Consider the following 14,898-nt stretch of genomic DNA (forward strand, 5'->3'; position numbering starts at 1 on the left):
ATCTGGGAATGAATATCCCAGTCCCAGTTTGATTATTTTTTCTTGCTTGCCACTTTTTGTTGGCTCTTGATTTGGCGAAGTACTTGTTGTACTTTTGCCTCGCTTGGTTTTTGCCCCATTTGGCTCATCATCAAACGCAAAGCATTCTCATCCAAAATTGGTTTATCAGCAATGTAGTTTTCTACCTGTCTGCGTGACAAGTAAATACCCAAGGCCACACCACCTGCAAATGCCAATACAATAAGTAAAATAGCTAAACCTAAGTTCATCTGTCAATCTCCTGACTCTTCTAAAAAGTATACTTCTGATTGTTTTTAACAATCTTTCAATAACCCTATTATACCAAATTCCCTAGTCTTTTCCAAGACTTACCTGTCAAAATCAAAACCGTAAATAGTTGCGAAATAGTCTTCTGGTGTTTCAGCACGACGAATCATCCGCGCTGTGCCATCTTCCTGCAAAAGGATTTCAGAAGAACGCAGACGACCGTTGTAGTTGTAGCCCATGGAGAAGCCGTGGGCCCCACTGTCATGAATGACCAAGGTGTCTCCTACTTCTACCCGTGGTAATTCACGATTGACCGCAAACTTGTCGTTGTTTTCACAAAGGGAACCAGCCACATCCACCACTTCGATTGGCGCATCTGGGCGCGTGATATTGGTGATATGGTGGTAGGCGCCATAGAAGGCAGGACGCATGAGGTTGGCTGCCGATGCATCGACACCAATATAAGTCCGATAGGTTTCCTTACGATGGAGCACCTTTGTAATCAAGTGACCGTGTGGCGCCAACATAAAGCGACCCAATTCTGTAAAGATTTTAACATGTCCCATACCAGCTGGTGTGAGAATTTCCTCGTAAACCTTACGAACTCCCTCACCAATGACAGCAATGTCGTTTGGTTCTTGCTCAGGACGGTAGTTGACTCCAATCCCACCTGATAGGTTGATGAAGTCCAAGGTCACACCTGTTTCCTCACGAATTTCCAAGGCCAATTCAAAGAGTTGACGAGCTAAGACAGGGTAGTAGTCATTTGTTACTGTATTCGAAGCTAGAAAGGCATGAATACCAAACTGCTTCACACCTAGTTCTTTTAATTCCTTGTAGCCCTTCATGAGCTGGTCCTTGGTCATGCCAAACTTAGACTCTTCTGGGTGGTCCATAATATCCGTTCCCAGCGAGAAGACCCCACCTGGATTGTAACGGAGGCAGACCGTTTCTGGGATACCAGCAACATTTTTCAAAAACTCAATATGCTCATAGGCATCAAGGTTAATGGTCGCCCCAACTTTTCTGGCATAAACAAACTCTTGCGCTTGGGTGTCATTAGATGTGAACATGATGTCTTTAAAGCCCAATTTTTCACTCATCAGCACTTCTACATCCGTTGCACAGTCCACTCCACAACCTTCTTCTTGCAAGATTTTTAAAATTGCTGGTGTCGGTGTCGCTTTGACCGCAAAATATTCTTTAAAGCCTTTGTTCCATGAAAAAGCTGCATTAAGGGCACGGGCCTTCTCACGAATGCCTTTTTCATCATACAAATGAAAAGGAGTCGGAAATTGCTCCGTAATGTTTTCTAAAACTTCTTTACTAACAAATGGTGTCTTGGTCATGTCACTACCTCATCAAATATTTTTCCTATTATATCACAAATATGTGAGGAACTGTAGCTTTCAACTCCACCAAATACTTGCAAAATAAATTATGAGCGCTATAATGTGATTATCATTAAAAAAGGAGTAATATATGTCAACATTAGATTTTGATTTTACAGAACGCTTATATGCCAACTATCTAGCTAATCCAAGCCTACAGGCAACCGAAAATGCCGTTAGCCACAACGGACTTTTGAAATCCTTAGAAACACGCCAAAGCGCCATCGACAATGACTATGTCTTTTCAATCGACTTGACCAAGGACGCTGTTTCAAACCAAAAGGCTTCTGGACGTTGCTGGATGTTTGCTGCATTAAACACCTTCCGCCATAAACTCATCTCTGACTTCAAACTGGAAAATTTTGAGCTATCACAGGCCCATACCTTCTTTTGGGATAAATATGAAAAGTCCAACTGGTTCCTCGAACAAATCATTGCTACAGCTGACCAAGAAATTGGTAGCCGTAAGGTAAAATTCTTATTGGATACCCCTCAACAAGATGGCGGTCAATGGGATATGGTTGTGGCCTTATTTGAAAAATATGGTGTGGTACCAAAATCCGTCTATCCAGAATCTATCTCATCCAGTGCCAGCCGTGAGCTCAATCAGTACCTTAACAAATTGCTCCGTCAAGATGCACAAATCTTGCGAGACCTCCTTGCAAAAGGAGCTTCTCCGGAAGAGGTTCAAACACAAAAAGAAAACTTGCTTCAAGAAATCTTTAACTTCCTAGCCGTCAACCTTGGCCTCCCTCCACGTAGCTTTGATTTTGCATATAGAGATAAAGACAATGTCTATCACCGCGATACAAATGTGACACCTCAGGCATTCTACGAGAAATACGTTGGTTTGAAACTATCTGACTATGTCTCCATTATCAATGCTCCTACAACTGACAAACCCTACAATAAATCTTATACAGTCGAATTATTGGGGAACGTCGTTGGTGCCCCTGCTGTCCGCTACCTCAATGTAGAAATGAACCGTTTTAAAGAACTAGCTATTGCCCAACTCAAAGCTGGTGAGTCCGTTTGGTTTGGTTCCGATGTCGGTCAAAGCAGCAATCGCCAAACAGGTATCATGGCAACCAACACCTACGACTTCTCTTCAGGTCTGGGTATCCATTTCCATCAAGACAAGGCTGGAAGATTAGACTACTCCGAAAGCTTGATGACCCACGCCATGGTCTTAACTGGTGTTGATTTAGATGACAATGAGCAACCTCTCAAATGGAAAGTAGAAAACTCTTGGGGTGACAAGGTTGGTGACAAGGGATACTTCGTCGCATCAGATAGCTGGATGGACGAGTACACTTATCAGATTGTTGTCCGAAAAGAATTCCTCACACAAGAAGAACTAGCAGCTTATCAAGCTCAACCACAAGTCCTTGCCCCATGGGATCCAATGGGAGCTCTAGCATAACAAACGACATATAAAAAAGAGGTAAATCCTCTTTTTTATATGTCATAATTAGTCTCTACTCAAACCACCAAAGATACGGAGTAGGTTGAGGAAGAGGTTGATGAAGTCAAGATAGAGCTGAAGCGCCATGGATACGACCCACCCTTGGCCAACATTACCACCAGTTTGTTCGAAAACATTGCGGATACGTTGGTTGTCATAAGCAATCAAACCTGAGAATACCAAAACAGAAATGATAGACATCATAAAGCTTAGACCAGAGCTACGAAGGAAGATATTAATAACACTTGCAATAATAATTCCCCATAGAGCTGCACGCAATGCCTGAGCCATACCAGAAAGATCCTTCTTCGTTGTCATCCCAATTACAGCCATGATAGCAAACATAAGAGCCGCTGACACAAAGGCAAGCACAACTGTTTCACTAGTATAGAACATCAAAATCATGCTAATGGTGATACCATTTGTTACTGAGTAGGCAAGAAACATTGGTAGAGCCATTGGGCTATTTTTAGCTGCCATTGCTGAAGCAGAAACAACCAAGGCAATCTGACCAATCATAATCAGCATCATGATGATGGAACCTGCACTCAGCAGACTAAGCAATAAAGATTGAAAGACGGTCACAGCCAAGAAAGAAACTAGAGCTGACAGACCAATTCCCATGGCAACCACACCATAAATTTTACCGAAGAAACGGTTGAGGGCGGTATTATCCACCTGATTAATAATAAATGAATCGTTATTCATACTATTCTCCTTTAAATCATCTTATTGAAACCGAAAGACCTTACGATTTTTCCACTTGTGTTGTAAGGGCAGACTCCACTCTCTCACAGCCCAATACTTATCCACGCATGTCACAATCCAGGATTCCTTGTAGCAAGGAGGAGCGATTGTCGCACCAAACATATGCTTCACAATGATGTCTTCTTCTAGTTTATTGAGTTGAATGAGTTTCTGAGCATTGCGTTTAGCAATTCGTGGATGAACCCAAGCATGGCTCTTGTTGAATTTGGTATCTCTCCAGTCATAGAAGAATAAATCATGCAATAGACCACCACGAGCTGTTGACTTGGCATCCCAACCAAATTTTTTCGCAATCTTATAACTTGTATAAGAGACATTGATGGAATGTTCCAAGCGCGTGGAGTGATAATGATGAGGAATTTTCCCCAATTTTTGCACCTTGGGTGTGGCAATCAAGTGCCCCACGTAATGCATGTATTCTTTATCTTGTTTATATGCAACCATTCGTTAACCTCGTTGGAATATTATACCACACTATAGTACAATTGGCTTAAATAAAGCTAAACAATAGAATACCCGCCGCAATTGCTACATTGAGGCTTTCCGCCTGCCCTGGCATGGTGATATGAACAAGTTGATCCGCCTCATCAGCCACTAAATCAGAAATTCCCTGACCTTCGTTTCCCATGACCAAGGCAAAACTAGAATGTGGCGTAATTTCCTTATAGTCAACCGACTGACTAGAGAGGGTCGTTGCCAATATTTGTATCTGATTGCTTTTAAGAGCTGTAAGAATGGAGGAAATTGGCATCCGATAAACTGGCAAATGGAAGTGACTCCCCTGCATGGAACGAAGCACTTTCATATTATAAATATCAGCCGACTTATCCGATAGAAATACTCCATCAAAACCAGCTGCATCAGCTGTACGAATCATTGTCCCAACATTTCCAGGGTCCTGCACATCTTCAAGAACCAAAAATTTTCCATCCAAAGTCTCAGGTAAACGTTGGCTCGGCAAAGCAAGTTGAGCTACTACCCCCTGAGGCGTCTTAGAATCAGCTAATTCTTGCATAATTTCAGGACTGACAACTGTCACATTGGCTAAACCTGCAACCTTTTCAAAATACTCTTCCACCACAAAAATATGCTCAATATTGGCTCCAGCCTCCATCGCTTCCTCCAGCAAATGCCAGCCTTCAATCAAATAAGAAGAAGTACGGTATTTTTTCTGTTGTAATTTCTTAACCTGCTTGACCAAATGATTGGCCTTTGAGCGAATGATCTCCATGAATGCCCCTTTTCTTTTACTGCTCAGCAACTTCAATTTTCCAACGGCTAAATCAATTATCTTGATTTTTGAACAGTCTTACCCAACCATGATATAATAAAGTAAATGTCTTGTCAAAAGGAGAAACTTATGCGAAAGGTAAAAATGATTGCATCTGGTCGTGTGCAAGGAGTCGGCTTTCGTTGGTCTGTTCAATTTTTAGCTGTGGAAATAGGCGACATCTACGGCAGAGTTTGGAATAATGATGATGGGACTGTCACCATTTTAGCTCAGTCAGATAATGCTGAGAAGCTCAGCCATTTTATCCATGAAATTCGGAAAGGGCCTTCTCGTATGGCCAAAGTCATCTATCTAGATGTCACCCTAGCCAATTTTGAGGACTATAAGGATTTTCAGGTTAGCTATAGATAAAACTTGTATATTTCCGTCAAAAAAAGTAAAATAGAGAGTATACTGAAAAAAACAAAGGAACGAAAAAAATTGAAAAATAAACGTCTACTCATCTTGTCAGGCATGGCCTTATCAACTCTTCTTTTCTTATCTGGTTGTGTTCAAACTGATAAAAGCGGAAATCCTACAGGTCCCATTTGGGATTGGTTGGGACAACCAATGTCCAACTTGATTCGCTTTTTTGCAGAAGATCAAGCTCTAGGATTTGGTCTTGCTATTATCATCGTCACCTTATTGGTTCGATTCATCATCCTCCCATTGGGAATTTACCAATCTTGGAAAGCTGCTATCCAATCTGAGAAGATGAATTATCTCAAACCGATTTTAGGCCCAATCCAGGAGCGCATGAAAAATGCAAGCTCTCAAGAAGAGCAACTTGCTGCGCAACAAGAGTATTTTGCAACTCAAAAACAATACGGTGTGAGCATGCTCGGCGGAATCGGTTGTTTGCCGATGCTGATTCAAATGCCATTCTTCTCTGCAATCTACTTTGCGGCTCGCCACACACCAGGAATTTCAGAAGCTACTTTCCTTGGTATTAATTTAGGTTCAACTAGCCTGATTTTGACAGTCGTTGCTGGTATTTTATACTATGCCCAATCGCTCTTAATGCAAGTCGGCATGGATGAAGAACAGAAAAAACAAATGAAAACCATGGCTCTGATGAATCCAATTATGATCATGATGTTCTCATTTGGGTCTCCTGCTGGAGTGACTCTCTACTGGGTTGTCGGTGGTCTCTTCGGTATTCTTCAACAAGCTATTACAAACTTCATTTTGAAACCTCGTATTCGTAAACAAGTGGAAGAGGAATTCAAAAATATCACAGTGTCAGCAACTCCTCGTAAAACGAAGGACGTTACTCCAACTGCTTCAGCAGTTATTGAAGAAAAGACATCTAACAAGAAGAGAAACCGTAACGCCGGTAAACAACGTTCTAGATAAAAAATCGCAACCATCTATTTCAGATGGTTGTTTTCTTATATAGACACTATGTAAAGATCCCCAGTTGAGAATTCGTGGATTTACCTGTACACTAGAATAAAAAAATAATCAACTTCTAACAGGAATTACCACACTCAATTAGAGGTCTTTACATATTGTCTATACAAAAAGAGAGAATCTTTCGACTCTCTCCACACCTTATTTCGTTTTTTCAACCTTCAAGATTTTTACATCATAGCTACCAGCAGGTGTTTCAATTGTTGCAACATCTCCTGTTTTTTTACCAATCAAAGCATGGCCAATTGGGCTTTCGTTTGAAATCTTGTTTGCAAAGACATCTGCACCTGCAGCACCAACGATATGATAGACTTCTTCCTCGGTCTCACCAACTTCTTGAACAGTCACAGTCTTACCAATTGCTACTTCATCCGCAGCAACTGCATCACTGTTTACGATTTCAGCATAGCGAATTTTTGTTTCGATTGTTGAGATTTGACCTTCAACAAAAGCCTGTTCATCTTTAGCTGCTTCGTACTCAGAGTTTTCTGAAAGGTCTCCGTAAGAACGAGCAATTTTAATACGTTCAACAATTTCTGGTCGACGAACTAGCTTTAGTTCCTCTAGTTCTTTTTCTAATTTTTCCTTTTCTTCCAAGGTCATTGGATATGTTTTTTCTGCCATTTGTCTTTCCTTTTCTTTTATTTTTCATGAAAACAAAATTATGTGGAAAACCACATAATTTTGTTTTAAGAATTTACTCATTATTAAGATGTGCATTTACATACTTAGCAACGTTTTGGTTATGTTCATCAATATTATTTGTAAAGTAAACATTTCCAGTTGTAACATCTGCTACAAAGTAAAGATAGTCTGTTGTGTTGGCATTAATCACTGCCTCGATAGCCGAAAGGCTTGGACTATCCACTGGTCCAGGCATCAATCCTGGGGTCCAATAAATGTTGTATGGTGACTCAATTGATGTATCAATCGCTGCATCTTCTGCTAGAGTTGTTTCTTGACCAAGTTTACCCTGAGCATACAAGATTGCAATATTAGATTGTAGAGGCATTGCTGCATTCAAGCGGTTAAAGAAGACACTTGCAATGTTTCGACGATCTTCATCAGTAGAACCTTCTTTTTCAACCAAAGATGCCAAGGTAAGAACTTCATTTACAGTCAAATTCTTAGCAGTAATCGTTTCATAATATGGTTGTAAACGATTATCCATCGCGGCAATCATTTGCTCAACGAGCTCTTCGATAGTTGTTTCATCGCTGTATTCATAAACCGCTGGGAAGAGGTAACCTTCCAACTGATAAATAACTCCACTATCAGCAGCTGGTAAGCTGGCAAACAATTTTGGATAAGTAGCAACCATTCGATTAATAAAATCTTGGTTGGTCACAGTAGCCATAAACTGTTCTGCAGTAAATGGTGTTTTATCGTTCTTATCTTTTGTATTAGTATTGTCTGTAATAGCCTGAGCAATTTGTGTTAATGTATACCCTTCAACAATCAAAACCTTCCCTGCAGCTTCTTTTTGAGCTGTCGGAGTTCCGCTTTCTTGAAGTGCTTTGGCGATGTCATCCACAGACATATTTTGTTTTAAATTATAAAAACCACTTTGGAAATTATTATAACTCTTAATTTTAGAGTAGTAATTAAAAATAGTAGCATTCTTAATCAACTTGTTGTCAACTAAAATTTTACCAATTTCTAAAGTTGAAGATCCTTCTGGAATCTCTACCTGAATAGTTTCTGTAGCTTTTGCATTAACTGGTTCCAGACTAGATTTTACCCACATATAGCCAGTAACACCTGTCACTAGGACTGCCACTACAACAATCGACATGATAACAGAGACAATGTGTTTAGCGGCATTATCTTGTTTTTTACGACGTTGCTTGCTTGTTCTGTGGGTTGTTCTTCTTCTGGGTTGTGTTTCCTGCATCTGCTTGTCTACTTCTGGAACAATAGCCGTTGTCTTTGGAGCAATAATAGTTTCCTCTAGTGCGATGATTTCTGTATCACCCGTTACAGCTGATACATCTTCCGTTGGAAATTCCAAAAATGTATCTTCCAAAGAAGACTTCTCTGAAAGGACAGACTCTACTGGCTCAGAAACTGACGAGCTTGATGGTACTTCATCAAATCCTGCCGTATTAGCAGCCACAAGATTCCTTAATTTCTCCAAGTTTCGTTCAACAGTATCTTGTGGAACTGGACTTGAAACAACTTCTTTTTCAATCACAAAAGTCTCTGGAGTAGCCAAAGTTTCTGATGTTGGCTCTTCAATACTTTCCGTCATCACTTCTGATTCTTGCTGTTCTTCTGACAAGTATGAATCAGGGAAAGCAATACCTTCTACTTTTACAATTTCAGTCTCTCTATGGGGGGCTTTTTCTTCGGCAAGACTAGGCTGGAGCTCATTGATAACTTCATTACGCTTATCAACAAGAACATCCGCTGACTGTTCCGCCAAACGTTTCACCTTCAATTCTTCCAAATCTCGTAAAATTTGATCGCGGAAGCCTGAAGACTGCGTGTTTTTTTCATTCGTATCCTTTGTCACGCTGTTACTCCTTTCACACAGTTACTATACATTATATCTTAAAGGCTTATGAATTGCAAGAACTTCCCTTTCTACAAGGCTTTCCAGTACATATCACTCCACCTTTGTCCTCCAAATTGCGACAAGGAGGGGCCAAAATCTTCAAACTGGTTCATTTCATAGTAGCTAATCAAATACCTCTTACAGGTCAGGGAAACTCCTTCAAATCCTCCCGCTAAAGCCACTTCTTTTATGGCTGCCAACAAAAGAGTTCCCACTCCCTGTCCCTTATAGGCATCCGCTACGGATAGACTGGCAATAGCTAGGTGACCGCCTGTCGGCATGTCACTCTCTGTCAAGTAAAAAATATCGTCTGTAACAGTCTGCGAAACAGAGGGACAGGATAATAAATATCCTGCTATTTCCTCATCGTGTTCCATTATTAAACAGGTTTTACTCAAAGTATTCAGATAAGTAGCAAGAACAGACTCAGCTATCCGTTCCTCTTTAGAAAAATTGGCATTTTCAATCAAAACAACCTGTTCTAAATCCGAAGGAGTAGCAAAACGAATTTCCATAATTTTCTCCCTTATATAGCGGAAAAACAGGGGCCATAGGCCTCCGTCTTTCTTTTTATTGGACGTTATTTGTAAGATTTGACAAGAGTCTTTCGAAGGAATATTCATAGGACTGAATATCACCAGCTCCCATAAATACATATACGGCATTGTCATGGTCTAAAAGTGGTGAAGTGTTTTCAACTGTAACAAGTCCACCTTTTTTGTTGATTTTAGCCGCCAAATCTTCTACCTTAACCTGACCATTGTCTGTTTCACGCGCTGATCCATAAATTTGAGCAAGGTAAACTGCATCTGCTCCATTCAAAGCATCTGCAAACTCATCGAGAAGCGCAATGGTACGAGTGAATGTATGTGGTTGGAAGATGGCTACCAACTCCTTGCTAGGATACTTCTGACGTGCCGCATCAATGGTTGCAATGATTTCCGTTGGATGGTGAGCAAAGTCATCAATGATAACAGTATCATTGACAATTTTCTCCGTAAAGCGACGTTTGACACCTCCAAATGTCTTCAAGTGTTCTGCAACCAGTTGCAAATCAAATCCAGCAATATAGAGATTGGCAATAACAGCTGTTGCATTCATCACATTATGCTTACCAAAGGTTGGAATTTGGAATTCTCCCAACTCTTCTTCACCATGGCGAACTTTGAATTGTGAACCACTTGTAGAAGGCTTCAAGTCATAGGCAACAAAATCATTATTGTCTTCCAAGCCATAATAGTAGATTGGAGCATTTGCCGTGATACGACGAAGTTGCTCATCTTCACCAAAAACGAAGAGAGCATTTTTTACTTGCTTCGCATAATCATTGAAAGCATTGAAAACATCCTCTAGACTAGTGAAATAATCTGGATGGTCAAAATCAATATTGGTAATGATGCTGTATTCAGGATGGTATGGGGCAAAGTGACGTTCGTATTCATCGGATTCGAACACAAAATACTGAGCATTTGCCGAACCGCGACCAGTACCATCACCAATCAAGAAGGAAGTATCTGTGATATTGCGCATAACATGTGCCAATAATCCCGTTGTAGAGGTCTTACCATGGGCACCAGCAACACCGAGGCTCGTAAAACCTTTCATAAATTCACCTAAAAATTCATGGTAACGTTTGTAGGTATAGCCCTGGGCATCAGCATAAGCGATTTCCACATTGTTATCTGGACGAAAAGCATTACCAGCAATCAATTCAACATCTGCTGTAATATTTTTCTCATCAAACGGTAAAATCTGAATCCCAGCTTGTTCAAGCCCGCGTTGTGTAAAGTAGTATTTCTCTACATCACTACCTTGAACCTTATGCCCCATTTGATGCAACATAAGAGCAAGTGCGCTCATACCCGATCCCTTAATTCCGATAAAATGATAGGTTTTTGTCATGTTATTCCTCTTCTATATGTGTCAAATTCAATTCTTGTGCCACTTGGCGATCTCGTTGTTGTCTGCGCTCAGGATAATTGTAAACCTGACTCTTTCTTAAAAAGTCATACGAATTTTTCTTTATAACCTGCTCCTGTTCTCTATCTTCTTTCTTCAAAGAATAGACAGCTGGCATATCAGCGAGAATATAGTCTGTCTGACGTAGGTTGTCCGCCAAACGTGTCAACCGACCTGCCTTAGATTCAGCTGTTGAAACGACAGGAGGTTTCACCACAACTTTAGCTGGTGCTGGTTTTTCATCTCTTAAGTAGGTTGCTGATCGTTTTTTCTTCAAGTCTTCTCTAGCCTGTTCACGAGCCAACTGCCCCTGTGTTTTCACTGGAGAAGGCTTCGTTTTAGTCAGTTGCTGAAGGCGTTCCTTGCGAGAATAATGGCTTGGCTTAGCTTCAAACAGAGGAGGCAGGAGCTCATCTTCCGTTTGTGCTACTGGTTTTGCCGACGCAACTCGCTGTGAATCGGTAGACCAGCTAAATTCCTTTTCTTGATAAGGTCCCCTGATATTGCTAATCAGGTCGCTCTCATCATATAAACTCATAATTGGATTTTCTCCAACTAGTACCTCATCATCTGCGACTAGTGGAAATCTTTTTTCATGTCTAATCATAAGTCATCCTTTCGAACCCTTATTATACCATACTTAGGCCTTATTTCCTAATTCTACGCTGAGTCAACTGATTCCATATCACTCAATCCCTAAAATCTCACGAATATCCTCAACCGTCAAATTCGCTCGGCTTTCATTGCCATCAAGAACTGTTTTAACAAGGTTCTTTTTATTTTCTTGTAATTCTTGAATCTTCTCTTCGATTGTCCCTCTAGTAATCAGGCGATAGCATTCAACCTTTTCAGTCTGCCCCATGCGATGAGCTCGACTGATAGCCTGAGCTTCCACGGCAGGATTCCACCAAAGGTCGACTAGGATGACTGTGTCTGCCCCTGTCAAATTCAAGCCAACGCCACCTGCTTTCAAGGAAATGAGAAAGGCATCTCGACTTCCTGCATTGAAGGCCTGTGTCATTTCTTGGCGTTGGTTAGCAGGGGTTGAACCAGTCAGAGTATAGGAAGTCATCCCAATTTCTATCAGCTGTTCTTCTATTTTTTCCAGCATATTTCTGAATTGGGAAAATATCAAGACCCTGTGTTCACCTTCTTTTAGTTGCAAGAGTAATTCTTTCAAACTATTAAGTTTGCCACTCTCACCACTAAACTCTTCCATGAAAAGGCTGGGAGTATCGCAGATTTGACGTAAGCGAGTAATTCCTGATAGGATTTCTATCTTGCTACGATTGATTTGAGCATCATCTGCGCCAGCTATTTGAGTCCGCATTTGTTGAAGCTGGGCTAGGTAGATAGCTTTTTGTTCATCTGTCAGTTCATTAAGTACATTGACCTCTATCAAATCAGGCAATTCCTGAAGAACGTCTTCCTTATGACGTCTGAGAACGAAGGGTTGAATGGTCCGCGCAATGTCCTTGGCTGCTAATTTACCGAAGTCTTGTTTGCCTGGCAATAAACCTGGTAAGACAATTTGGAAAATGGACCATAGTTCCGTCAAATGGTTTTCAATCGGCGTACCTGAGAGGGCAAAGCAATTCCCAACCTCAAACTCACGCAGAAGCTGTGCAATCTTAGATTGGGCATTCTTCATGACCTGCGCCTCATCTAAAATGAGGTAGTCAAAGCGTTCCTGTCTATAGAGTGCAACATCCTGTCTGAAGGATGGATAGGAGGTAACTAAGACTTGGTGATCATTGGCAATGATCTCTTCACGCTGTTCCTTGTTTCCATGGACAACAGCCACATCTAAACTTGGAGCAAACCGCTTACACTCATCTAACCAGTTATAAATCAAGCTAGACGGTGCCAATATTAAAACTTTGGAATCTTTTGTCATCCGACTGGACAGAAAGGCGATAGTTTGCAAGGTCTTTCCAAGCCCCATGTCGTCAGCTAAAATTCCGCCAAAACCATACGTATCCAGCATAGTCAACCACTTAAGCCCTGTCTGCTGATAATCCCTAAGCGACGTTGTTACTTCCACAGCAGGAAGCGGGAACAAATCTGGCTGAGCTAGATAGCTTGCCATTTCCTCAAATTCCTTGGAGAAACTGACTTGGTTGAATTGTGACAAGGATTGAGCCAATTGGTAACCGGCAAGAGCATGGACTTGTACCTGCCCCTCCTTACCATGACGGGCCCGCAAATAGATTAGGGTTTGACTGATTTTCTTGGTTTCCTCATCAAAAACAAATACCTTACCGCTCGGGCTAGTATAGTGATCCTCTTGATTCAACAAGGCTGTAATCGCCTGATCGATTTCAGATTGTTCAATACCTGATAAGTCAAACGAAATATCCAAAAGTGAGCCGTTACGCACAATTTCTAATTGAGGTTTGGCTTCAATATATAAAGCCTGTAGCCTTTCTGCTAGATGAACCTGCCCCATTTTTTGTAATATAGGCAATTGTTGTTGGAAAAATGGATAGAGCTCCTGCTGACTAAGAGCCGCTCTCTGGGCATGATATGTCCCCCTAAAGCCAGCTAAACGAATAGCCTGATAGACCCTCTCCAAATGTTGGAAATGGCTGGCAAAAGGCAGGAGAGCCAAATCCTCTTCACTCCTTACCTTACGTCCATCAAAATCCAAAACCAATTGGAGTGATAAACTGTCATTTGCCTCCATCTGAATATGAAATTCTGGCTTGAAATCATGAATGATGAAGCGTTTAGGTGCCTTAACAGTCCCAATTGTCTGCAAATCCAGCAAGCTTAAAGCCAGACGATTTTGGTCAGGGAAATCTACCTGCACTTTTCTCAAACCTGATTCGGTTGGAACAAGTTCGGAAATTTGGTAAATCAGATGTTCTTGATGGCGATTGACACTATAAACCGTGCCATTTACTAAGAGATAGCGCCCATGAAAAAGTGGTCGGACTGTTTTTTCGTGAATAACCATTTCAATCATCTGCGTGTGAACGGTCACCTCAAAATGATAGAGCCCTTCCTCACCTGTCAACGGAAGAACCATCAAGGAGGAATAGGACTGCTGTTGATAGGAAAAGTTAAAATGTTCTAGCTGATTTAACAGCTCCAACCCCTCCTCAAAATAGGCTTGTGGCAGACGAAAATGTCGTCCAAAATGAGTAAGAATATCCGAATCTATACCAACTTTCTCTGGTACCAAGGCCCAGAGAAAATCCAGGAGAGCCTGACTTGGTTCATCAAAATTTTCATAAGTAACTTGCTCATAATAATTTTTACCTATCTGATAGTGACCGTTGGCTTTCACAATGCGCAAAAAAGCTCCGATGTCCCGCACAATGTACGAACGTGTATCTGGCAAGCGGGTAATTTTCAAGGTCCAATCTATCTGACGATCATAGGGCAATAAGCTCCCTTCAACTGATAACTGATACTTAATCCCCAGTTCAGGTTCTGGCCGCAAAATTTCATCTAAAAAGAGACCGCCAAAATAAGTCCGACGGACGGTTTCCTTATGTTGTTCACCATCTTCTTTCAAAGACTGCTTCATATCCTTGCCTGAGGCATCATTTTTTAAAAAATACTCCGTGGCAGCTAGATGTTGACAGTAACCTTTACTTTGAAATAACTGGCAACTACACTGTAAATCGCTATCTGCATCGCCGTAAGTAAAGCGCTCACCAGCAATATCCAGCACCATCTTTCCATTCTCACTATGAAGAACAGTCAGTTTTCCAGCCTCGTACAAATCAATTCCTTCTTGGCGAATCCGCCCTGGCATCATGCGACCCATTCTAACTCCTTTATCCTTCAACCAATCATC

The 14,898-nt window shown here is 41.2% G+C and carries 14 protein-coding genes; 3 read left to right on the plus strand and 11 right to left on the minus strand.

The annotated features are described in order from the left end of the window. Positions 1-32 precede the first annotated feature (32 nt). Both YYK_RS07475 and YYK_RS07480 read right to left on the minus strand, forming a co-directional pair. Entirely contained in the window at positions 33-269 is a 237-nt protein-coding gene (locus tag YYK_RS07475) for a YneF family protein (RefSeq protein ID WP_012027622.1), read from the minus strand. A gap of 99 nt (positions 270-368) precedes the next feature. After that, complete coding sequence (locus YYK_RS07480) at positions 369-1,616, minus strand: diaminopimelate decarboxylase (protein ID WP_012027623.1); 1,248 nt, start codon at positions 1,614-1,616, stop codon at positions 369-371. A gap of 133 nt (positions 1,617-1,749) precedes the next feature. On the opposite strand from YYK_RS07480, the gene pepC reads away from it, so the two are divergent. Beyond that, positions 1,750-3,081 (plus strand): aminopeptidase C, encoded by a 1,332-nt coding sequence (pepC, locus tag YYK_RS07485; RefSeq protein ID WP_012027624.1) that lies wholly within the window; start codon positions 1,750-1,752, stop codon positions 3,079-3,081. A 48-nt stretch (positions 3,082-3,129) separates the two neighbouring features. On the opposite strand, the gene YYK_RS07490 is transcribed toward pepC, so the two are convergent. The 3 genes from YYK_RS07490 to YYK_RS07500 are packed head-to-tail and all read right to left on the minus strand — an operon-like array spanning position 3,130 to position 5,122. Further along, positions 3,130-3,831 carry a Bax inhibitor-1/YccA family protein gene (locus YYK_RS07490; RefSeq protein ID WP_009910586.1) on the minus strand — a complete coding sequence of 234 codons (702 nt, stop codon included), beginning with the start codon at positions 3,829-3,831 and terminating at the stop codon, positions 3,130-3,132. Between the two features lie 21 nt (positions 3,832-3,852). Next, a complete protein-coding gene (locus YYK_RS07495) occupies positions 3,853-4,335 on the minus strand; it encodes an HD domain-containing protein (protein ID WP_012027625.1) in 483 nt (160 codons plus the stop codon). A 46-nt stretch (positions 4,336-4,381) separates the two neighbouring features. Then, positions 4,382-5,122 (minus strand): TrmH family RNA methyltransferase, encoded by a 741-nt coding sequence (locus YYK_RS07500; RefSeq protein ID WP_012027626.1) that lies wholly within the window; start codon positions 5,120-5,122, stop codon positions 4,382-4,384. A gap of 129 nt (positions 5,123-5,251) precedes the next feature. On the opposite strand from YYK_RS07500, the gene YYK_RS07505 reads away from it, so the two are divergent. After that, positions 5,252-5,533 carry an acylphosphatase gene (locus YYK_RS07505; RefSeq protein WP_012775302.1) on the plus strand — a complete coding sequence of 94 codons (282 nt, stop codon included), beginning with the start codon at positions 5,252-5,254 and terminating at the stop codon, positions 5,531-5,533. A gap of 69 nt (positions 5,534-5,602) precedes the next feature. After that, positions 5,603-6,517: a membrane protein insertase YidC gene (yidC, locus tag YYK_RS07510; protein WP_012775303.1), complete on the plus strand. Its 915-nt coding sequence runs from the start codon at positions 5,603-5,605 to the stop codon at positions 6,515-6,517. Between the two features lie 198 nt (positions 6,518-6,715). On the opposite strand, the gene greA is transcribed toward yidC, so the two are convergent. The 6 genes from greA to YYK_RS07540 all read right to left on the minus strand — a co-directional run bounded on the left by greA (position 6,716) and on the right by YYK_RS07540 (position 14,868). Then, positions 6,716-7,198 carry a transcription elongation factor GreA gene (gene greA, locus YYK_RS07515; RefSeq protein ID WP_012027630.1) on the minus strand — a complete coding sequence of 161 codons (483 nt, stop codon included), beginning with the start codon at positions 7,196-7,198 and terminating at the stop codon, positions 6,716-6,718. A 73-nt stretch (positions 7,199-7,271) separates the two neighbouring features. Beyond that, positions 7,272-9,089: an endolytic transglycosylase MltG gene (gene mltG, locus YYK_RS07520; protein ID WP_012775304.1), complete on the minus strand. Its 1,818-nt coding sequence runs from the start codon at positions 9,087-9,089 to the stop codon at positions 7,272-7,274. 71 nt (positions 9,090-9,160) lie between these two features. Further along, a complete protein-coding gene (locus YYK_RS07525; RefSeq protein ID WP_012775305.1) occupies positions 9,161-9,646 on the minus strand; it encodes a GNAT family N-acetyltransferase in 486 nt (161 codons plus the stop codon). 55 nt (positions 9,647-9,701) lie between these two features. Further along, on the minus strand, positions 9,702-11,033 hold the full coding sequence (gene murC, locus YYK_RS07530; RefSeq protein ID WP_012027634.1) for a UDP-N-acetylmuramate--L-alanine ligase: 1,332 nt from the start codon (positions 11,031-11,033) through the stop codon (positions 9,702-9,704). 1 nt (position 11,034) lies between these two features. Continuing rightward, entirely contained in the window at positions 11,035-11,697 is a 663-nt protein-coding gene (zapJ, locus tag YYK_RS07535; RefSeq protein WP_012027635.1) for a divisome accessory protein ZapJ, read from the minus strand. A gap of 78 nt (positions 11,698-11,775) precedes the next feature. Continuing rightward, entirely contained in the window at positions 11,776-14,868 is a 3,093-nt protein-coding gene (locus tag YYK_RS07540) for a pilus expression-regulating Snf2 family helicase (RefSeq protein WP_012775306.1), read from the minus strand. Positions 14,869-14,898 lie beyond the last annotated feature (30 nt).

The sequence above is a fragment of the Streptococcus suis S735 genome, from assembly GCF_000294495.1.
Classification (GTDB): Bacteria; Bacillota; Bacilli; order Lactobacillales; family Streptococcaceae; genus Streptococcus; species Streptococcus suis.

What these genes read in the sequence shown, in the direction of transcription:
- YYK_RS07475 (WP_012027622.1), bottom strand. Translation starts at nt 269, where the DNA reads ATGAACTTAGGTTTAGCTATTTTACTTATTGTATTGGCATTTGCAGGT.
- YYK_RS07480 (WP_012027623.1), bottom strand. Translation starts at nt 1,616, where the DNA reads ATGACCAAGACACCATTTGTTAGTAAAGAAGTTTTAGAAAACATTACG.
- pepC (WP_012027624.1), top strand. Translation starts at nt 1,750, where the DNA reads ATGTCAACATTAGATTTTGATTTTACAGAACGCTTATATGCCAACTAT.
- YYK_RS07490 (WP_009910586.1), bottom strand. Translation starts at nt 3,831, where the DNA reads ATGAATAACGATTCATTTATTATTAATCAGGTGGATAATACCGCCCTC.
- YYK_RS07495 (WP_012027625.1), bottom strand. Translation starts at nt 4,335, where the DNA reads ATGGTTGCATATAAACAAGATAAAGAATACATGCATTACGTGGGGCAC.
- YYK_RS07500 (WP_012027626.1), bottom strand. Translation starts at nt 5,122, where the DNA reads ATGGAGATCATTCGCTCAAAGGCCAATCATTTGGTCAAGCAGGTTAAG.
- YYK_RS07505 (WP_012775302.1), top strand. Translation starts at nt 5,252, where the DNA reads ATGCGAAAGGTAAAAATGATTGCATCTGGTCGTGTGCAAGGAGTCGGC.
- greA (WP_012027630.1), bottom strand. Translation starts at nt 7,198, where the DNA reads ATGGCAGAAAAAACATATCCAATGACCTTGGAAGAAAAGGAAAAATTA.
- YYK_RS07525 (WP_012775305.1), bottom strand. Translation starts at nt 9,646, where the DNA reads ATGGAAATTCGTTTTGCTACTCCTTCGGATTTAGAACAGGTTGTTTTG.
- murC (WP_012027634.1), bottom strand. Translation starts at nt 11,033, where the DNA reads ATGACAAAAACCTATCATTTTATCGGAATTAAGGGATCGGGTATGAGC.
- zapJ (WP_012027635.1), bottom strand. Translation starts at nt 11,697, where the DNA reads ATGATTAGACATGAAAAAAGATTTCCACTAGTCGCAGATGATGAGGTA.
- YYK_RS07540 (WP_012775306.1), bottom strand. Translation starts at nt 14,868, where the DNA reads ATGGGTCGCATGATGCCAGGGCGGATTCGCCAAGAAGGAATTGATTTG.